Source organism: Rossellomorea yichunensis (genome assembly GCF_032337515.1).
In the GTDB taxonomy this organism is placed as follows: domain Bacteria; phylum Bacillota; class Bacilli; order Bacillales; family Bacillaceae_B; genus Rossellomorea; species Rossellomorea yichunensis.
Map to the genome: position 1 here is coordinate 167186 of NZ_JAVYAD010000001.1, position 19475 is coordinate 186660.

20 protein-coding genes are annotated in these 19475 nt (G+C 41.1%); 19 read left to right on the plus strand and 1 reads right to left on the minus strand.

Annotated elements, in window-relative coordinates; genetic code table 11:
* The first annotated feature begins 140 nt into the window (after positions 1 to 140).
* The 18 genes from RSX31_RS00865 to RSX31_RS00950 all read left to right on the plus strand — a co-directional run bounded on the left by RSX31_RS00865 (position 141) and on the right by RSX31_RS00950 (position 18056).
* Positions 141 to 623: a flavin reductase family protein gene (locus tag RSX31_RS00865; RefSeq protein ID WP_148993326.1), complete on the plus strand. Its 483-nt coding sequence runs from the start codon at positions 141 to 143 to the stop codon at positions 621 to 623.
* A gap of 20 nt (positions 624 to 643) precedes the next feature.
* Positions 644 to 2122 carry a 4-hydroxyphenylacetate 3-hydroxylase family protein gene (locus tag RSX31_RS00870; protein ID WP_315632831.1) on the plus strand — a complete coding sequence of 493 codons (1479 nt, stop codon included), beginning with the start codon at positions 644 to 646 and terminating at the stop codon, positions 2120 to 2122.
* 106 nt (positions 2123 to 2228) lie between these two features.
* Positions 2229 to 2981 (plus strand): IclR family transcriptional regulator, encoded by a 753-nt coding sequence (locus RSX31_RS00875; protein ID WP_315632833.1) that lies wholly within the window; start codon positions 2229 to 2231, stop codon positions 2979 to 2981.
* Positions 2982 to 3009: 28 nt separating this feature from the next.
* A complete protein-coding gene (locus RSX31_RS00880) occupies positions 3010 to 3561 on the plus strand; it encodes a 3-hydroxyanthranilate 3,4-dioxygenase (RefSeq protein ID WP_148968372.1) in 552 nt (183 codons plus the stop codon).
* Positions 3552 to 4610 carry an amidohydrolase family protein gene (locus RSX31_RS00885; protein ID WP_315632835.1) on the plus strand — a complete coding sequence of 353 codons (1059 nt, stop codon included), beginning with the start codon at positions 3552 to 3554 and terminating at the stop codon, positions 4608 to 4610. The genes RSX31_RS00880 and RSX31_RS00885 overlap by 10 nt, the downstream gene beginning before the upstream one ends.
* Positions 4558 to 5028: a RidA family protein gene (locus RSX31_RS00890; RefSeq protein ID WP_148968374.1), complete on the plus strand. Its 471-nt coding sequence runs from the start codon at positions 4558 to 4560 to the stop codon at positions 5026 to 5028. The genes RSX31_RS00885 and RSX31_RS00890 overlap by 53 nt, the downstream gene beginning before the upstream one ends.
* A 79-nt stretch (positions 5029 to 5107) precedes the next feature.
* The gene (locus RSX31_RS00895; protein WP_315632837.1) at positions 5108 to 6583 is read left to right on the plus strand and encodes an aldehyde dehydrogenase; all 1476 of its coding nucleotides are present in this window, start codon (positions 5108 to 5110) and stop codon (positions 6581 to 6583) included.
* A 31-nt stretch (positions 6584 to 6614) separates the two neighbouring features.
* Positions 6615 to 7397 (plus strand): 2-keto-4-pentenoate hydratase, encoded by a 783-nt coding sequence (locus RSX31_RS00900; protein WP_148994250.1) that lies wholly within the window; start codon positions 6615 to 6617, stop codon positions 7395 to 7397.
* 12 nt (positions 7398 to 7409) lie between these two features.
* Complete coding sequence (locus RSX31_RS00905; protein ID WP_315632838.1) at positions 7410 to 8285, plus strand: acetaldehyde dehydrogenase (acetylating); 876 nt, start codon at positions 7410 to 7412, stop codon at positions 8283 to 8285.
* 36 nt (positions 8286 to 8321) lie between these two features.
* Positions 8322 to 9338, plus strand: coding sequence for a 4-hydroxy-2-oxovalerate aldolase (dmpG, locus tag RSX31_RS00910; RefSeq protein WP_262371587.1), 1017 nt, complete (start codon positions 8322 to 8324; stop codon positions 9336 to 9338).
* A 13-nt stretch (positions 9339 to 9351) separates the two neighbouring features.
* Positions 9352 to 10152 carry a 2-keto-4-pentenoate hydratase gene (locus tag RSX31_RS00915; protein WP_315632840.1) on the plus strand — a complete coding sequence of 267 codons (801 nt, stop codon included), beginning with the start codon at positions 9352 to 9354 and terminating at the stop codon, positions 10150 to 10152.
* Positions 10153 to 10154: 2 nt separating this feature from the next.
* Positions 10155 to 10334 carry a tautomerase family protein gene (locus tag RSX31_RS00920; RefSeq protein ID WP_148968378.1) on the plus strand — a complete coding sequence of 60 codons (180 nt, stop codon included), beginning with the start codon at positions 10155 to 10157 and terminating at the stop codon, positions 10332 to 10334.
* 35 nt (positions 10335 to 10369) lie between these two features.
* The gene (locus RSX31_RS00925) at positions 10370 to 10909 is read left to right on the plus strand and encodes an FAD synthetase family protein (protein ID WP_148993332.1); all 540 of its coding nucleotides are present in this window, start codon (positions 10370 to 10372) and stop codon (positions 10907 to 10909) included.
* 59 nt (positions 10910 to 10968) lie between these two features.
* Complete coding sequence (locus RSX31_RS00930) at positions 10969 to 12000, plus strand: TRAP transporter substrate-binding protein (RefSeq protein WP_148968380.1); 1032 nt, start codon at positions 10969 to 10971, stop codon at positions 11998 to 12000.
* A gap of 26 nt (positions 12001 to 12026) precedes the next feature.
* Positions 12027 to 12500, plus strand: coding sequence for a TRAP transporter small permease (locus tag RSX31_RS00935; RefSeq protein WP_148968381.1), 474 nt, complete (start codon positions 12027 to 12029; stop codon positions 12498 to 12500).
* Positions 12501 to 13781: a TRAP transporter large permease gene (locus RSX31_RS00940; RefSeq protein WP_148968382.1), complete on the plus strand. Its 1281-nt coding sequence runs from the start codon at positions 12501 to 12503 to the stop codon at positions 13779 to 13781.
* Between the two features lie 168 nt (positions 13782 to 13949).
* Positions 13950 to 16349, plus strand: a complete 2400-nt coding sequence (locus RSX31_RS00945; protein WP_315632843.1) for a M14 family zinc carboxypeptidase — start codon at positions 13950 to 13952, stop codon at positions 16347 to 16349.
* Positions 16350 to 16499: 150 nt separating this feature from the next.
* Positions 16500 to 18056, plus strand: a complete 1557-nt coding sequence (locus RSX31_RS00950) for a fatty acid--CoA ligase family protein (protein WP_148993334.1) — start codon at positions 16500 to 16502, stop codon at positions 18054 to 18056.
* Between the two features lie 42 nt (positions 18057 to 18098).
* Here RSX31_RS00950 and RSX31_RS00955 read toward each other — a convergent pair whose 3' ends face one another.
* Complete coding sequence (locus RSX31_RS00955) at positions 18099 to 18455, minus strand: hypothetical protein (protein ID WP_222928653.1); 357 nt, start codon at positions 18453 to 18455, stop codon at positions 18099 to 18101.
* Between the two features lie 117 nt (positions 18456 to 18572).
* On the opposite strand from RSX31_RS00955, the gene RSX31_RS00960 reads away from it, so the two are divergent.
* Positions 18573 to 19349, plus strand: a complete 777-nt coding sequence (locus RSX31_RS00960; protein WP_148993335.1) for an enoyl-CoA hydratase-related protein — start codon at positions 18573 to 18575, stop codon at positions 19347 to 19349.
* Positions 19350 to 19475: the final 126 nt, after the last annotated feature.

Here is a 19475-nt window from a genome sequence, read left to right on the forward strand (position 1 = left end):
TGTTTAAAAAATACCGCAAAAAATATCAGATTTTTTAAAAAATTTCGTAAATATTTCACATTATGAAATTATCATAAGTTTTATCTTTTATAAAGCTATAGTATGGAGTCAGATTAAGAAATGAGGAGGTGGCATGTAAAATGGATATTCGTGATTTAAGAAATTGTTTTGGTAAGTTTGCCACGGGAGTAACTGTTGTTACGTGGAGAGGTGATAACAATCAGAATCATGGCATTACGGTAAATTCGTTTACGTCTGTTTCTTTGGATCCTCCATTAGTATTGGTATCTATTGATAAAAAAGCCAAAGCCTACGAAAGAATGAAAGAAAAGCCTTTTGTTATTAATATATTGGCGGCTGGTCAGGAAGCTGTGGCCTGGCAATTTGCCGGAAAAGAACAACAAGGATTGCAAATCGAATGGGAAGATACCGAATGTGGTCCACTTATTAAAGGTTCATTAGCTACAATTGAATGCAGCCCCTGGAAGGAATATGAAGGCGGAGACCATGTTCTATTTGTTGGTGAAGTTCAAAATTACCATTACGAAGAAGGTAATAGTTTAGTCTTTTTCCAAGGTAAGTTCTTAGAAACAAATTCAATCGACAACTACGTAAAAAAATAGTAGTAAAGGGGGATGTTAAAATGACAATTCGTACTGGTGCCCAGTATATAGAAGGTTTGAAATCTCGACAACCAGAAGTTTGGCTAGGAGGAAAGAAAGTAGAGGACGTTTATGAGGAAGAAGTATTCCGCCGGCCAATCCATGAAATTGCAAATCTCTACGATATTCAAAATGATCCAAAATACAAAGAGGAAATCACCTACATATGTGAAGAAACAGGTGAGCGATATTCCCACGCATTTAAAGTCCCTAAATCATATGAAGATTTAAAAGCGAGAAGCAAGCTTTTTGAAGTTTGGGCTAAAGCAACCTTTGGGCTTATGGGAAGAACACCGGATTTTCTTAATGTAACGATTACTGCAATGGCCAGCAATAAGTGGTTTCTGGAACAATACAATCCGGAATGGGCAAAGAATATGGTGAACTACTACGAATATATTCGGGCCAACGACTTATTCTTGACTCATGCCATCATTAATCCTCAAAATGACCGCAGCAAAACCTCTCATGAACAGGAAAAGGAGTTTACACATCTAGGGGTTGTTGAAGAAAGACCTGATGGTTTTATCGTAAGAGGAGCCAAGATGTTGGCTACACTTGCTCCAATAACAGATGAAGTGATCATTTATTCCTTCCCAGGGTTTCAGCCGGGCGATGAAAAGCATGCCATCGCATTTGCTTTGCCTATAGACACACCTGGTCTGCGAATTGTTTGTAGGGAGCCGATGCAAGATGGAAAACGATCTGTATTAGACCATCCACTCGCTTCCAGATATGAAGAAATGGATGCATTACTTGTCTTTAATGATGTATTTGTTCCAAGTGACCGTATTTTTATCAATCAGAATATTGAAGCTGCCAATCTATTATATCCGAAGACTGGAATTGGCCAGCAGCCTGCTCATCAATCAGGGGTAAGAGGATTGGTAAAACTGCAATTTGCTTCTGAAGTAGCAGCAAGAGTGGCAGATTCCATTGGTGTGGACGGATATTTAAACGTTCAAACACAATTAGGGGAGCTTATGCAGTCTGTTGAAGCAGTACGCGCACTATTAAGAGTGGCAGAATACGAATTTGAAACGACGTCAAGCGGAGAAGTGAGACCTGCCGGTACACCTCTTGAGACCATTCGTGGGATGTTGCCTAAGCTCTATCCACGCGCCATTGAGGTGATGCAAACTGTCGGTGCTGGTGGATTGTTGATGTCACCTACATTTGCTGATTTTGAACAGCCTGAACTTCGGGAGGATGTTCAGAAATATTATGTAGGACGTGAAGGGGTAACGTCAGAAGAACGGGTTCAACTATTTAAACTTGCATGGGATCTATGTGGTGAAGCATTTGGACAGAGGCTACTGCAATATGAGCGTTATTATTCAGGTGATCCTCTAAGAAGACTGGGTCGTTTCTATGCAGGGTTTAAACGGAATCACTCTTTTGAAATGGTTGATGAGGCATTAAAAGGCTCAAAAGACCTTCAAGGACAACCGACCTCGTAAATGTAAGCGCTTTATTTTAATTTGTTGCAAGCAGGTAATTCAACAAGATTTGTCAAAGTTCTTAAATTGGTGCTAACGGCCAATAGTAGGATGAGGGGGATAATAAGTGATTTCTTCTGTGAAAAAGATTTCTAAAATTCTGAATTGCTTTACCAATGACGAACCGGCATTAGGCAATAATGAAATTGCCGAAAGACTAAGAATGAATCCAAGTACTGTCCATCATTTAGTGCGGACCCTTTGTGAAGAGGGAATGCTTATTCAAGATAGCCGGAAAAAATACCGATTAGGCTGGAAGCTATTAGAATGGAGCAATCACGTTATGTATCAACAGGATATTTATAGTGAGGCGACTCCATTTTGTGAAAGTCTCATACGAAAGTTTCACGGTACGGTCCATATTGGTATGTTCGATTCAGGAGAAGTTCGATTCGTGTTAAAAGTGAAATCAAAAACATCACTTCCAGTACCCACTTATGTCGGGGCAACGAAACCGGCTTATTGTACGAGTACGGGAAAAATTTTGTTGGCTTATAACCCTTCGCTGATTAAACCTACGATTGCCAAGGGACTTTTACAGCGTGCACCTAATACAATTACCTGTATTTCAAAATTAAAAGAAGAATTAAAGCAAATAAAAGCCCAGGGGTTTGCGATTAGCAATAATGAGAATGAACTGGGGCTATATGGTATAGCGGCGCCTATTCGATCATATACGGGCCAAACGATCGCTGCGCTTAATATGGTTGGACCAATCACATATATGAATGGCAGCAATCGTAATGAAATGATTAGAAATGTGGTAAATACAGCTGAAAAAATTTCAAAAGATATCGGTTATATAAGCAGTGTATTGTGACACCTACAATCATTCAGGAGGTTATGAAATGACTACTCAATCAAAATCATTCTTAAAAACAAGAGTTCTGGATTTATTGAAAACAATTGAAGAAAACAAAGATTTATTGAAACCGCCAGTGAACAATAAAGTGCTTTGGGAAGACTCTGAATTTATTGCCATGTTACTTGGAGGTCCCAATAAACGTCGTGATTTCCATGTAGATCCATCTGATGAATTCTTCTATCAAATTAAAGGCAATGCATATGTAGAGTGCATTAATGATGAAGGAAAACGTGAAGTGGTAACTGTAGGGGAAGGCGAAATATTTATGCTGCCGGCAAATGTACCCCACTCTCCTCATAGAGTTGCAGATTCCTATGGAATTGTTTTAGAAAGAAAAAGGGACCAGGGAGAACTTGAAAGCTTTGTATGGTTCTGTGATAAATGTGACCATGAAATGCACCGGGCCACTGTTCAACTGACAAATATTGAAACACAGGTGAAAGAAGCGATAGAACATTTTAATTCAAGTGAAGATCTGCGCATATGTGAAAAGTGTGGGTATAAAATGCCGCCTGAAGCTGAGGAATGGAAATGAGAGTAGATTTTCATACCCATATCATTCCGAAAGACCTCCCGGATTTTGCTGAAAAATATGGAGGGAAGTGGCCGGTCCTCCATCAAACTTGTGCGTGTGGAGCAAATATTTTAGTAGAAGGTAAGATATTTAGAGAAGTGACAGATCAAGTATGGAGTCCTGAAAAGAGAATACAGGATATGGATAGAGAAGGTGTAGACATTCAGGTGCTTTCTCCCATTCCCGTCACGTTCTCTTACTGGGCAAATAAGGATGCTGCACTTGAAATGGCACGGATTCAAAATGACTTTATTTCAAAAACCGTTCATGAGCATCCCTCCCGTTTTGTAGGTTTAGGGACTGTTCCCATGCAGGATGCAGCAACTGCAGTAGCTGAAATGGATCGTTGCATAAATGAATTAAATTTATACGGAATTGAGATAGGTACAAATGTAAATGGCGAAAATTTAGATGCACCTGAATTCCTCGAGTTTTTCGAGATGGCCGAGAGATGGAATGTGCCTTTATTCATTCATCCGTGGGAGACGATGGCTAAGGATCGAACACCGCGACATAACTTTATGTATACCATCGGAATGCCGAGTGAGACAGCTCTTGCCGCTGCCAGTCTTGTTTGGAGCGGTGTGATAGAGAAATTTCCTAATTTAAAAATTTGTTTTGCCCATGGTGGAGGGTCGTTCCCGTACATTTTACCAAGACTGGATCAAGGGTGGAAGGTATGGCCGCAATTACGATTAACAACGCATCCACCAAGTCATTATGTGAAGAATTTCTATTTTGACTCCTTAAACTATGATTCTTTAAATGTGAACTATCTAATTGATCGATTTGGTCATGAGAAAGTAATGATGGGGTCAGATTATCCATTTTTATTAAGAGAGATTCCACCAGGGAGAGTAATAGATGGAATGAATGAATTAACAGACGTTCAAAGACGAATGATGTTAGGTGAAAATGCGTTGAGATTCTTAAATATAAAGGAGTTAAAATCTGACTATGGAACAAAAACTAATGACACCAGAGGAGAAACTTCAAAGTCTCGGACTTAAGCTTTCTCCTGTACGCCCTGTTGTAGGGAATTATGTTAGTAGAGTTCGTGTTGGCAACCTGATTTTCACTTCTGGTCAAGGAGTCGATGAGTATCATGGAAAGATTGGCACTGACTTTGATGTACAGGAAGGTTATCTGGCTGCCCGTCAATCCATGATGAATCTATTAAACGTGTTGAAGGATGAACTTGGAGAACTTTCTAGAGTGAAGAGAATCGTGAAAATATTAGGATTTGTCAATTGTACAGAGAAATTTACGGATCAGCCAAAAGTAATGAATGGTGCGTCTGATTTATTAGTAGAGGTTTTTGGTGAAAAAGGTAAGCACGCCAGGTCAGCTGTGGGGATGGCACAATTGCCTGGAGGAACAGCCATTGAAATTGAAATGATTGTAGAAATTGAAGACCCATTAACATAAATGAAATGAAAAAAGGTGACATGCTTGTCACCTTTTTTCAAAAATAATAACGTGTGAATAGTAGCAGGGGGGACTTTCAATGCATTTAAAAGAAAAATCCAATCAGAAAGTTAGACCAATAGATTGCAGACATTTCATTAATGGTGAATATAGAGATTCATTTGATATGAAAACATTCGAAAATATGAATCCAGCTACAGAGGAGATAATTGGAAGGGTATCGGAAGGCGGGAAGAAGGAAGTAGATGAAGCTGTAAAAGCAGCGAAAACCGCTTTAAAGGGACCTTGGAAAACCTTCACTTCAAGCCAACGTTCTGTCGTTTTAAGAGGTATTGGCGACCTGATTCTTGAACGTAAAGAAGAATTGGCTGCACTTGAATCCATGGATACCGGGAAACCTTATCAAATGGCACTTGAAATCGATATTCCAAGAGCTGCCTATAACTTCCATTTCTTTGCAGACTACCTGACCTCTATGGGAACAGAGGCATATCAGCAAGATCAACAAGCCCTTCATTACTCCATTCGCCGGCCGGTTGGCGTAGTGGGCATGATCAATCCTTGGAATCTGCCATTATTACTTCTTACATGGAAGATGGCACCTTGCCTTGCAGCTGGAAATACAGCAGTTATGAAGCCTGCTGAGCAGACTCCCATGACAGCTACGGTACTGGCAGAAATATGTAAAGAAGCAGGAGTACCAGACGGGGTAGTGAATCTTGTTCATGGTTTTGGACCTGGCTCAGCAGGGGCTGCCATTACCGAACATCCTGACGTTGATGCGGTTACGTTCACGGGGGAAACCAAGACAGGAACCGCGATCATGAAAGCCGCTGCCCCATCTTTAAAGAAACTATCATATGAACTTGGTGGGAAAAATCCTAACATCATTTTTGCAGATTCCGACCTGGATGAAGTGATTGATACGACACTTAAATCAAGTTTTATGAATCAAGGGGAAGTATGTCTGTGTGGTTCCAGAATTTATGTTGAAAGTTCGGTATATGAATCCTTTTTAGAGAAGTTCGTTGCCAGAACAAAAGAGCTCACTGTAGGTGATCCATTCCGGGATGAAACCAAAGTTGGCGCAGTAATAAGTAAAGAACACTATGATCGAGTGTTGGGCTACATACAATCGGCGAGAGATGAAGGCGGAACCATCCTTGCAGGGGGAAGTCGACTCCAGGAAGAAGACAAAGGGTATTTTATCATGCCGACGATCATTGTTGGTCTTGATAAAGATGCAACATGTGTTCGTGAAGAAATATTTGGACCTGTTGTGACGGTACTTCCTTTTGAAACGGAAGAAGAAGTCATTGAACAAGCAAACGATACTCATTATGGATTAGGGACGACGATTTGGACAAATGATTTACGAAGAGCCCATCGGGTAGCTCACCAAATAGAAGCAGGAATCATTTGGGTGAACACCTGGTATTTGCGAGATCTGCGCACTCCATTTGGAGGTATGAAACAAAGCGGTATAGGCAGAGAGGGAGGCATGCATAGTTTCGAATTTTATAGTGAGCTTTCCAATATCACGATTAAATTATAGGAAGGGTGGGCTGTTCATGTTAGAGAAAACGATGAGTGAAGAGATCAAGAGCTTTTCAAATCAACTTATAGAAGCTGAGAGAAATAGAGTGGGGAGTAAACCTTTAACAGAATTAAAACCGTCCATCACCATTCATGAAGCCTATCACATCCAACTGAAAACGATCGCCAGGAAAGTCGAAACGGGCGCAACCATAGTGGGCAAAAAAATTGGTCTCACATCCATCGCCATGCAGGAACTACTTGGTGTCGACGAACCGGATTATGGACACCTCCTTGATGAAATGGCGATTGAGAACAATGGAACAGTGTTGAAGCCTCAAGTTCTTCAACCCAGAGTGGAGGGGGAAATCGCCTTTGTCCTTAAAGAAGAATTACGAGGTCCTAACGTAACTGCAGAAGATGTATTGAAGGCTACGGATTATGTATTACCTGCATTAGAAATTGTTGATAGCAGAATTACAGATTGGAAGATTAAATTACAAGATACGATTGCCGATAATGCTTCAACAGGATTATTTGTATTAGGAGATCGACCCGTTTCAATAGAGGACGTCAATTTAAAAGAAGTAGGGATGAACTTCTATCGTAATGGTGAACTGATGAATACTGGGAAGGGTTCAGCAGCACTGGGAGATCCGGCATATTGTGTAGCGTGGCTTGCCAATAAACTTCATGAGTTTAATTTGACTCTGGAACCTGGGGAGTTGATCTTATCAGGAGCTTTATCAGCAGCTGTATACGCAAACCCCGGTGATGAGTTCTCTGCCGTATTTGATGGTCTGGGAAAGGTTTCATGTACTTTTGAAAGGTAAGGAGGAAAAGAAATGAAAACGAAAGTTGCCATAATCGGGTCTGGGAATATAGGTACAGATTTAATGAAGAAATTGCTGCGATCAGATGTATTGGAATTAACGGCAATGATTGGTATTGACTCTAATTCAGAAGGGTTAAGAATGGCAAAGGAACATGGTCTTTCAACATTTTCAAATGGGTTGGATGGGTTCTTGGAAAAACATGAATTAGCAGATGTATTATTTGATGCAACATCTGCGAAAGCCCATCATCATCATGCTGAAATATTAAAAAAACTCGGTAAGAAAGTGATTGATCTTACACCTGCTGCCATCGGTCCCTTTGTTGTTCCACCTGTAAATTTACACGAGCATTTACATGAACAAAATGTAAATATGATCACTTGTGGAGGGCAAGCGACCATTCCCATCGTGCACAGTATAAATTCAGTAGCTGAAGTGGAGTATGCAGAAATTGTAGCCACAATTTCCAGTAGAAGTGCCGGTCCGGGCACAAGAGCTAATATTGATGAATTTACAGTAACAACAGCCAAAGGTCTTGAAGTGATTGGAGGAGCTGAAAATGGAAAAGCGATTATCATTCTTAATCCAGCTGAACCTCCAATCTTAATGAGGGACACGGTTTATTGTTTGTTAAAAGGAAATGTGATTCAAAAAGAGATTACTCAATCAATCAAAAACATGGTAAAGAGGGTGAGTGAATATGTTCCTGGATACCGCCTTCGAACAGATCCTATTTTTGAAGACAATAAAGTGACGGTTTTCCTTGAAGTTGAGGGCTCAGGTGACTACTTACCGAGTTATGCCGGAAACCTGGATATCATGACTTCGTCTGCAGTGAAAGTAGGGGAAGAACTAGCTAAATATGTAATGACTCAGCAGGCATAATACTTTACCTAGAGTAAATGCGAAAGGAGAATGAGTGTGCCAAATCGGGATATTACTGTGACAGAGGTAGCTTTAAGAGACGGTAGTCATGCTATCGGTCACAGCTATACAGTGGATCAAGTAATAAATGTAGCAAAAGCCTTAGATGAAGCGAATATTCCTTATATTGAAGTCTCCCATGGAGATGGATTAGGGGGTTCCTCCCTACAATACGGGCTTTCAAAAACAAATGAATTTGATTTGATTTCAGCTGCTGTTTCGGTATGCAGACAAGCAAAGATAGGGGTTCTGCTCTTACCGGGAATAGGAACGGTTAATGAATTGAAAAAGGCAGAGCAAGCAGGTGCAAGGCTCGCTCGTATTGCTACCCATGTGACAGAAGCTGATGTGTCAAAGCAACATATCCAAACGGCAAAGGAATTGGGTATGGAAACGGTAGGTTTCTTGATGATGGCTCACATGGCACCCATGGAAAAATTGATACAGCAGGCGAAATTAATGGAAAGCTATGGAGCGGATACCATTTATATTGTAGATTCTGCAGGGGCCATGCTTCCTCATGAAGTAAGGGAAAGAGTGAAAGCATTAAAGCAAAGCGTCCATTCAAATATAGGATTTCATGCCCATAATAATCTCTCTCTGGCGATGGCCAATACACTTGCAGCAATAGAAGAAGGAGCAACCTGGGTCGATGGGAGTGTCCGGTGTTTAGGTGCAGGTGCTGGAAATACCCAAACAGAAGTCTTGATCTCGATACTGGATCGCATGAACATTGAGACTGGAATTGATCATTATAAAATGATGGATTTGGCAGAGGATATTGTAGCTCCCATATTAGAAAATCCACAAGAAATTACAAAAGGGAGTTTAATTCTCGGTTATGCAGGTGTCTATTCGAGTTTCTTACTTCATGCCCAAAAAGCGGCCAGGAAATTCAATGTAGATCCAAGAGATATCTTAGTGGAATTAGGTAGAAGGGGTGTCGTAGGAGGACAAGAAGATATGATTGTCGACGTCGCCAGCGAATTATCAAAGAAAGCTACTGTAAGGTAGAAAGGAGCCAAAAATGGAGACTAAAACGCAGAACTTAAAAGAATTAGCGAAAAACATTGATTTTCATCAGATAAAAGGAATTGAGATGGATAAGATAACACTGGCTTATCCCAACTTAACGGTCGAAGAATCCTATGAAATTCAGAAATTATGGGAACAATGTGCCCTTCAAAGGGGAGATCATAAAATTGGATGGAAAATGGGTTTAACGAGTGTCGCTAAACAACAATCGGTTGGTGTGAATGAACCAATTTATGGGAGACTAACTCAATCAATGGAGGTCAATCAAAATTCTCTCTCTCTTCAAGGGTTGATTCATCCGAGAGTCGAGCCGGAAATTGCATTTGTAATGAAGAAAGATTTAAAGGGAAGCCGCTTATCACCTCGGGATGTTTGGAGTGCTACAGAATTTATCATGCCTGCAGTTGAGGTTATTGATAGCCGATATAAGAATTTCTCTTTCACGTTAGTGGATGTAGTGGCAGATAATGCCTCTTCATCTCGCTTTATACTGAGTGATCAAGCATATTCCCCTTTCAACTATTCACTTGAAAATCTGGAAGTTTCCATGTTTAGAAATGGAGAGAAAGTTCAATCTGGTCTTGGTTCTGCTGTTTTAGGGCACCCTGTCAAATCCATTATTGAATTAGCCAAAATGTTGGATCGAGATGGCCTGGGAATTGAAGCAGGCATGGTTATTTTAACGGGAGGATTGACCGAAGCGATCAATATTTATGACGGTGACTCTTTGAAGGTTGATTTTGGTCCCCTTGGATACATTGATTTTAATGTGTGTAATGGGAAGGATGAATAAGGGTGCCGATTGCTCATCTTCATATTCTCGAAGGCAGGAGTCCCGAAGTGAAAGAAGAGCTTGTAAAATCTCTGACTCTTTCAATTTGTGAATGTTTAGAAACAAAGCCTGAACAAGTAAGAATTTTAATAAATGAAGTTCCAAAGGGGAATTGGGCAGTTGGTGGGACGTTGAAAGAATAGGAAGTATTTGTGGACATTATTTATTGGAGGTGCTAATGGTGCAAACACTTCATGGTCAGTCATTAACATTGCCTCAGTCGATTATAACAATTGGGGCATTTGACGGTGTACACAAGGGACATCAATCTGTGATTACTCATGTCGTACATGAAAGCAGAAAAAGAGGTATACCAAGCGTAGTGTATACTTTTGATCCACCTCCTCGTGCTTATTTCAAAGGTGCTAAAATACTTACCACATTGGATGAGAAGTTGGAACGTATTGAGTCTCTGGGTGTAGATTATGCCGTGATAGCCAGTTTCAATAAAGAGTACCTAAAACAATCCTCTTCCCAATTTATAAACACTCTAATGAGTTTCCACCCGGAAGAAATATTTGTTGGGAACGATTTTAGATTTGGTAATGGCAGAGAAGGCAATGTGGAAACTCTCAGGCATTTTTTTAAAGTAAACACATTGAATCCTGTTTGTTGCGAGCAAGGAACAGTAATTTCCTCAACTAGAATCAGAAAGCTTATCGAGCAAGGGAAAAATTTCGAAGCTAGTAATCTGTTAGGATTACACTTGCAACTATAGAGAGTGCATTCATTGGATTTTCAATAATTGAAAACGCTTTAATAATGAATGAGGGGGAAATGAAAGTGAAAAGTTTGAAAAAATGGGGATTAAATTTGTTGAGTCTTCTTCTTGTATTAGGTGTATTGAGTGCTTGCGGTTCTGGAGAATCAGAAAAAAGCAGTGGATCTGAAGATAATAAGGGCAAAACTTATAACTTTAAATTAGCTCATATTACTCCACCGAGTCACATGTGGCATAAGGGGGCAGAAAAATTTAAAGAAGAGCTCGAAAAGAGATCAGAAGGGCGTATGAAAGTAGAAATTTATCCATCGAGTCAGTTAGGAACGGAAGCAGATATGGTAGAACAAATCGCTGCCGGCTCAGTTGATTTTGGTCTGATAACAGCTGCATATATGAGCTCAAGGGAACCTTCATTTGCTGCGTGGTTCACTCCTTATGCGTTTGAAGATTTAAATGCGGCAAATGAAGCAAGAGATTCAGAGGTAGCAAAAAATATTCTCAATACGATAGATAAGCAAGGTTTAGTTGGTCTGGACTATTTATTCGCCGGCCAACGAGTGATGTTGTTTAAAGATAAAGAAGTGAAGAACCCATCAGATATGGAGGGGCTAAAACTGCGTGTTACACCTAGTCCGCCAATGCAGGATTTCTATCAATTCTCTGGTGCTTCTACTGAGGGACTTCCATTACCGGAAGTATATTCTGCCGTTCAAACAGGCGTGATTGATGGAATGGACATGGACTTGGATGCAGCTATCACCAATAAATATCATGAAGTAGTTAAATATGGAGCGGTGACTAATCACATGGTTTGGCCAGCAGTGGCGATGATGAATAAAGGAACATTTGAAGGACTGTCTGAAGAAGACCAACAACTTGTCCGTGAATCCATGGCGGCAGCCGCAGATTTCGCAGCAACTACAAGAGCTGGACAAGAAGAAGAATTTAAACAAACCTTAAAAGACGAAGGTATGAAAATCTACGAACTAGATTCTGATGTATTTAAAGAACAGATGAAGCAGTTTGATGAGAAATATGGTCCGACAGATCCACTTATTCAAGAGTTTATTGATACCTTCCGTAAATAATAGATTAGCAATAGGGGGTCAAAATCATGAAAGCGATAAGTAACGGCATTTCTTCTATAGAAAAGATACTGTCAATGATCCTGATGTTTTCGATGGCCGTTATCGTAACGTTAGCAGTCGGTTTTCGTTATATCCTTAATTCCCCATTATCATGGGCAGGAGAAGTGTCTATATTTCTCCTGATCTGGATTAGTTTTATAGGAGGGAGCTTGGGGCTGAAGTATAAGTCCCAGGCCTCCGTCACAATCGTATTAGAATATGTCTCTTCAAAAGTTAAAAGGATCATACTTATTTTAGGGCATATGATTATGCTCGTTTTTCTCGTTCTCTTAATCTATTACAGTATTAGTTGGATTTTGTCACCTAGTGTGGCATATCAAAAATCCACAGCCATGTTAATACCAATGTGGATTCCTTATTCAGCAGTACCATTGGGTCTTTCATTTGCAGGGATCCATGTATTATCTAACCTATTTGATTTGGTAAAGGAGGGGAAGTAATTGACAATATTAGTGGTCTTTTGTTTCTTTATACTCCTCTTTATGTCAGTACCTATCTCCCTTGTACTGGGAATCACAACCGTTCTCTATTTTCTAGTAGTAGGAAACGTAACACTGTTGTCCTCTACTCCCATGAGACTATACTCGGGTTTAGATAATTTTGGTTTATTGGCCATTCCTTTATTTATGCTGGCTGGAGAGTTAATGAATGGTGGCGGTATCACCACAAGGTTAGTAAAGTTTGCAAGAGTCTTAATCGGTCATGTTAGAGGTGGACTCGCGTATGTGACGATTATTGCTAACATGTTTTTAGCTTCCATACTGGGTTCAGCTAATGCTCAGGCTGCCATGATGAGTAAAGTCATGGTTCCTGAAATGGAAAAAGAAGGATACGATAGAGAGTTTTCGTCAGCATTAACATTAGCCTCTTCCATAGTAGCTCCAATCATACCGCCCAGCATGATCTTTATCATCTATGGAACTCTATCTGGTACTTCCATTGGCGGTTTGTTCATGGCCGGAATCATTCCGGGTATCATGTATGGAATAGGTTTTATCAGCTTAATCGCCTTCCTTGGATATAAATATAATTTTAAGAAGTCGACCAGAGCTTCTGCGAAAGAAATTATGACGAGTTCATTAAGTGTTCTCCCGGCATTACTTGTTCCATTCATTATTATATTTGGAATATTAAGTGGAGCATTTACAGCTACGGAATCTGCTGCCATCGCCTCGCTGGTAGCCTTTATTGTAGGAATGCTTTTCTATAGGGAATTAAAGTGGAGAAAAATCCCCGGTATTTTAGTGAATACAGTGACCGCAACAGCAACGGTTACTTTTTTAATTGCAATGGCCAATATCTTTGGCTGGATGATAGCATTTGAACAAATCCCACAAGCGATCGTAACTCAAATGACATCCTTATCAGATAACCCATTTATTTTTCTGTTACTGGTGAATATACTACTGCTATTACTGGGTGCGGTACTGGATGGAATAGCGGCCTTAATCATATTAGTACCTGTTTTTATGCCTCTGATCACGGCATTTGAAATCGATCCGATTCATTTTGGTGTCATCATTTGTATTAATCTCACCATAGGTCTTCTCACACCTCCTGTAGGAACAGGGTTATTCATTGTATCCTCGATCGCAGATGTGAAATTTGAAAGACTGGTAAAGGCTACCATGCCATTTCTCATGATGGGGATATTCATCTTATTTATCATTACCTATTGGGAAGGGGCTGTGATGTGGATTCCAAATAAGCTTGGACTATGAATACCATGATTAGAATAGTATAAGAGGGCAGTTTTCTAATAAATAGAGCTGCTCTCTTTTTTAAGTTTATAGGAAAATTCCCTCATTAAAATATAGTTCCAAATATTTATGTGAAAATATGAATATTTATTCTATGATTATACTATTACATAATTTGGAGGTACATCAATGAAGCAAAAGATTATTGCAGGAATTGCCAGTTTTACACTACTAACTACTACGCCGAACGTTTTAGCAGAATCTCCTCAAACGACGATTCAAAGCACTCAACTCGATGAGAAAGAGAAAAGTTTATTTAATAGTGAGCACTATGACTTTGTGAAGTACTCTGAAATTCAAGGTAAGCTTGAGAAAATCGCACAGGAAAGCAATCGTGTGACGGTCGAGAAGAGTGATGTAAAGTCACCGGCCGGTCATGATATGTATGTGGTGACTGTATCGGATGCGAAAGCAAAAGGGAAGTATGGTCATTATAAAGGTCTGCGTAAGAAGATGATCAAGTCGCCAGAGAAAGCACAGGACTTTATTGATAAGCATCCTGATCTTAAGATTCCTGTCATGATCAATGCATCCATTCACGGAACAGAATTTGTCGGAACAGACGCAGCTCTGCAATTAATCGAACGCTTTGCGACAGAGGATGATGAGCAGACAAAAGGAATTCTCGAGGATCATATCCTGATCTTCAATGTGATAGCAAATCCGGATGGGCGTATTGATGCTACACGTTTCAATGGAAATGGAATCGACCTCAACCGTGATTTCATCACTCAATCCCAGCCTGAAACAGAGCATATGGTTGACCTGATCACAGAATGGAACCCAATGGTTTTCCTTGATCTGCATGGTTATGTGAAAGGCTACGGAGGACCGACGAAACCAGGTCTTATTGAGCCCTGTACGCCGCCTCATAATCCAAACTATGAATATGATCTGTATTCTAAATGGGCATTGAATCAAGCGGAAGCAATGGAATCAAATATTGTATCAAATAAAGGAAACTATGATAATACTCATACTGAATCGTCAAAAGTAGATTATCAGAATATGGAAGGGACTTATATACCCCAACGTGATGATGCGGCCGGATGGGATGATTATCCGCCGATCTTCACACCAATGTATGCTATGTACCACGGGGCATACGGATACACTCTTGAAGCGCCGACCAACGATTGGGATGGGGTTCAATGGACATATGATGCCGTGATGGGTGCGCTTGGTTATGCGAGCGAAAACAAAGTGGATATGGTGAAAGATCAGATCGAAGTCTTTAAACGCGGTGTACAGTTCGACCACCCGTTCCATAAGGAAGGCCATTTCCCATCTGCCTATATTCTGCCAAATGATGAGCAGGATCAAACGGCTACTGTGAAAGCCGTTCGGCATCTTCAAGATAATGATATTGTCGTAGAAGAAGCTCAGAAGGATTTCACGTTTGATGGTGTGACGTATCCGAAAGGAACGTATATCGTCCCGATGGATCAAGCAAAAGCGGGCCTTGCGAACACGATGCTTTGGGACGGGGAAGACATTACAGAGGACACACCAAGTATGTACGATATCTCTGCCTGGAATCTGCCTGAACTATGGGGTTTCGATGCAGTGGAAGTAAGCAGTGACACAGAACTGAATGTAAAATCGAAACAGGTAAGGGCACTGAATGAAAGTGGAGAAATTATCGGGGACGGAGCTTATGCGATCCCGAATACCTCCGCGAGATCGATTGCGATTGCCAATCAATTATTAAATAGCGGACACACTCTTCATCGAGGAGAAGATGGAACATTGTATGCAGGTGCCGATGCCAGAGCTGAACTGACCGACCTGGTGAAAGATTCTGCCGTCACGATTTCTACCCAATCTGTTCCTGTTGGGGCGAAAGAAATTACGTCCCGGCATGTGACCCTCTTAAAAGATGGAGGAATGAATAAAGCTCAATCCCATTCTGGCACGAAGCTGGCACTTGACCGTCTTGGCTTCACAGTGGAAGAAAAGACCCCCGGACAGGTAGCAGAAGAGGGTCTGGATTCTACAGATGTGTTTATTTATAACGGCAGATTGAATCTCATTTCCTATCAAAATAGTGTGGCCAATTCGGAATTTGGATTGAAGGATGCAGCACAATATGAAGCATTTAAAACGAATGTGGAAGGTTTTGTAGCAGATGGCGGTCAATATCTTGCCATCGGTGCCGGTGCATCCCAGGCTACGACAAAACTTGGGTTAAGTGATGTGAAAGTGGAAACAGGCGGCTCCAACAGTAATGGAATCGTCCAATTATCTCACACGGATTCTACTTACACAGCTGGTTACGAGACAGAAGACCTTGGGTTTGTTTATCAACCGACATGGTACACAAACACAGGAAGTGCAGACATTCTATCAAGCTATCAGAATAGCAGTGACTTCTTCCTGGCCGGACATTGGAAAGGCAGTGAAGAGGCACAAGGAAAGCCAGTGATCGTGAAGGATGAGAATGTACTATTAATCGGACTCGAACCAACTTTCCGGGATCATACGGATTATCTGTTCAGACTCGTTTCCAATGCGATTTTTGCACAATAAGAAAATGGAAGAGCCGTCCAAATTGGGCGGCTTTTTTTCTACAAGATACTTGTATTAATACTATTCTTTATATAGAATATATTTTGAATACTTTTAATAGTTTGATGAATGACCATTCATTCAGTTTATCTGAAAAGGGGAGGGATACAATTGAATATCGCAACACGGTTAGACCAAATCGCTCAAGAGAAAGCAGATAAAACAGCTTATCATTTCTTAAATACCTCCAGTACATACGGGGAATTAAATGCAGCTGTATCGAAATTTGCAAGCGGCTTAGAGCAATTGGGTCTGAAAAAAGGGGATCACATCGCGCTTGTATTAGGGAATTCACCACATTTCGTCATTGGATTATATGGTGCACTACGAATGGGGTTAAAGGTGATACCGATCAATCCGATCTACACACCGGATGAAATTGGCTACATTCTGAAAAATGGTGACGTGAAGACAATAGTCACACTTGATTTGCTTGTACCATTAATCGAAAAGATGCAGCATCTTTTATCTGATGTGGAGCATTTCATCCTTTGTGAATCAGGGGATGAACGAGCGAAGGATATCGATTTAGAGAAAATTTCACTTGCATACCCTAAAATGAAATCGTTTACAAGTGTTCTTGGAAAAGGTGATCCTGGGTTTAAGGGAGAGGAAGTGGATGAAAATGAAGTAGCCATCATCCTTTACACTTCAGGAACGACTGGGAAACCAAAAGGCGCCATGCTGACGCACATAAATATTTATTCCAATGCAACAGATGTCGGCAGCTATTTACGGATGAATGAAGACGACACCGTCATTACAGCTCTGCCTATGTTTCACGTCTTCTGTTTGACAGTGGTCTTGAATGCGCCTTTGATGACAGGAGCGACCCTTTTAATCGTTCCGCGATTCAGTCCTAAAGCCATTTTCGATCTATCGAGAACCTATGAGCCAACCGTATTTGCCGGCGTACCAACCATGTACAACTTCCTGTTCCAGTATCCTGAAGGAAACCCAGAAGATTTATCATCTCTCCGTCTCTGTATTTCAGGTGGTGCTTCCTTACCGGTAGCACTCTTGAAAAACTTTGAAAAGAAATTCAACGTCATGATTTCTGAAGGCTACGGCTTATCGGAAGCTTCGCCTGTAACATGCTTCAACCCGCTGGATCGACCAAGAAAGCCGGGTTCAATCGGAACATCGATCATGAATCTGGAGAACAAAGTCGTCGATGAATTGGGAGTAGAAGTTCCAGTCGGACAAGTCGGCGAACTGATTGTCAAAGGCCCGAATGTCATGAAGGGCTATTACAATATGGAAGAAGAAACAGCGGCAACGATCCGTGACGGCTGGTTATACACTGGCGATCTCGCCCGGATGGATGAAGAAGGCTACTTTTATATTGTCGATCGTAAAAAAGAGCTGATTATTGTGGGAGGATACAACGTCTATCCGCGTGAAGTAGAGGAAGTGCTATACAATCACCCTGGAATTGTAGAAGCAGCGGTCATCGGTGTCCCACATCCCGAACTGGGTGAAGCCGTCAGCAGCTATGTTGTGAAAAGTGAACCATCCTTAACGGAACAGGACGTACTCGAGTATTGTAAAGAGCATCTTGCCAAGTACAAGCTGCCAGCATCGATCGAGTTCATTGATGAGCTGCCGAAGAATACTACAGGGAAAATTTTAAGAAGAGCACTGAAAGAACAGGTGCTTCAATCATAAAAAAAGAAGATGTTCAGTAGATCACTGAGCATCTTTTTATGTTTACTTCATCGCTTTACTTGCCTGCAACAGCTTTGATTCACCTTTCTCCCACGTTTCAACCTGCTCGATTGCCTGCTCAGGTGTGAACCCCTGGCCAACCAGTACACCTGACAAGATGAATTCCTGGAAGAGATGGGTAAGGTTAATACCTTCTTCCACTTCAGACAGGGCGCGGGTTACAAGTGGTTGAATATATTCAACCCATTGATCGGGAAGGCTTTTCGTATCACGGTAATATTGATGAAGCCAGTCAATTTCATTTGGATGATGATTCGCATAAGCGTGTTGTGGAACATAAGGGTTTTGATTGTAAGGATAATACAAGATAAACACAGCTCCTTCATGGGTAGATGTCACGTTTAGTCTATGCACCTAATCGGGATATGTTCAGCCCAATCAAAAAATGAAAGGGTTTTCTCGGTTTGTGTCGAATCATACATAAGGAGGAAACACTTTAAAAAGGGGAGAACAAACATGGAATCGATTTTACTACAACAAAAAGGCAACGTCGCCACCGTCACCATCAACCGACCGGAGGCAATGAATGCCTTTAACTACGATACACTGAACGAACTTCAGCAGGTAGTCGAAGCACTCCGCATCAACCCGGACGTCAGAGTCGTCATATTCACAGGAAGCGGAGAAAAAGCCTTCTCGGTTGGAGCCGATCTCAAAGAACGCAAAACTCTAACCGAACAGCAAGTCATCCGCAACGTTTACAAAATCGGCGAAGTCTTCCAATCCGTCGCCACCCTCCCTCAACCAACTATCGCCGCCATGAACGGCTACGCATTCGGCGGAGGAATGGAGCTGGCACTGGCATGCGATTTCAGAATCGCTGTATCAGAGACCACAATGGGACTGACCGAAACAAGCCTTGCCATCATCCCGGGGGCAGGTGGAACTCAGCGCCTTCCAAGATTAGTAGGAGAATCCAAAGCACTGGAGCTTATTCTGACAGCTAAACGATTGACTTCAGAAGAAGCGTTGGATATCGGACTCGTTACAAGGGTAGTAGAAAAAGAGAATTTCTTGGGTGAAGTCCATGCATTTGTGGAACCTATGCTGTCTAATGGTCCTATTGCCCTTCAGCAAGCTAAGTTCGCCGTGAAGAATGGTATGAATGTAGACCTTCAGACCGGATTACAGATTGAGAGAAAAGCATATGAGATTACAATTCCTACGGAAGATCGTGTGGAGGCACTGTTGGCGTTTAGTCAAAAGCGGAAGCCGGATTTTAATGGTAAATAAGTGGGCTAGTCCATAATCGGGGGCAGTTACAAAATTCCAAAGACCAAATTTCTCAAGTATATCATAGAGAAATTTGGTCTTTTTATGTTACAAGTTCTTAGATAAATGATTACACCCCAAGCCTTA